The organism is Pedobacter miscanthi (assembly GCF_003315595.1).
GTDB lineage: Bacteria > Bacteroidota > Bacteroidia > Sphingobacteriales > Sphingobacteriaceae > Pedobacter > Pedobacter miscanthi.
The window spans coordinates 1-1,115 of record NZ_QNQU01000074.1 but is presented as its reverse complement, the minus strand read 5'-3'; the positions used below and the strand labels follow the sequence as shown (position 1 = coordinate 1,115).

Below are 1,115 nucleotides of genomic sequence, written 5' to 3'. Positions count from 1 at the left end.
ACTTTAAGTGCGGCTGGAACAGCTACTGTTGCGACCGGGAACCTGACGGCCAATACTACTTACGCACTTGTAGGTGTTGCTACCGGAACAGGTGTTACCCCATCATGCAGCAATACGGCAACGGGATCGGCTGTTGTAACCGTAAATGCATTACCAAGTGCAACAATCAGCGGTACAACTACCATCTGCTCTGGCAGCGGAACAAACATTACCTTCAGCGGTACAGCCAATGCGGTTGTTACCTATACCATTAATGGAGGCACCAACCAGACTGTAACTTTAAGTGCGGCCGGAACAGCTACACTAGCTACAGGTAACCTTACCTCAAATACTACTTATGCGCTTGTTGGGGTTGCTACCGGAACAGGCGTTACCCCGTCATGCAGCAATACGGCAACGGGATCGGCTGTTGTAACCGTAAATGCATTACCAAGTGCAACAATCAGCGGCAGCACAACAGTGAATGTCGGAGCTACCAATCCGAATGTAACTTTTACCGCTACTGCCGGAACTGCTCCATTTGTATTTACCTATAATATTAATGGTGGAAGCAATACAACCTTAAGTAGTAACACAGCAACAGGTACAATAGCTCAATCTACTGTTGCGCCAGGTACCTTTACTTATAATCTGGTAAGTGTATCTGATGTAAATGGTTGTTCGAGTACAATTGCTGGTCAAAGTGCAACTATTGTTGTGAAACCAACTGGAGTAAACGATAATTTCAACACATCTATTAATACCCTAAAAAATCTTGACGTAAAGGCTAACGATGGTGCGGCAGCATCAGGTGCAACTGTAACCATTGCTACTGCACCTACTAATGGCACTGCTATCGTTCAGGCGAATGGTACAATTAATTATACTCCTGCAAATGGATTTATAGGAACAGATACCTTTACTTATGCACTGACGCTAAATGGCGTTACATCAGATCCAATCACTGTAACGGTTAGCGTAGCAAATGGGGCGATAACAGCTGTTAATGATGCAGGTACACAAAATGGTACCACAGGCGGAACAGCCATTACTTCTTTATTGAGCAACGATACCTATAACGGTGTTGCAAACTCAGGTGTGGCTTCGGCAGCAAATATTACCATTACCCAAAATAA

General features: G+C 44.6%; 1 protein-coding gene. It reads left to right on the top strand.

The features are described 5' to 3' along the window. A partial coding sequence (locus DRW42_RS28960) for a beta strand repeat-containing protein (protein WP_244215385.1) occupies positions 1–1,115 on the top strand: 1,115 nt, incomplete at both ends.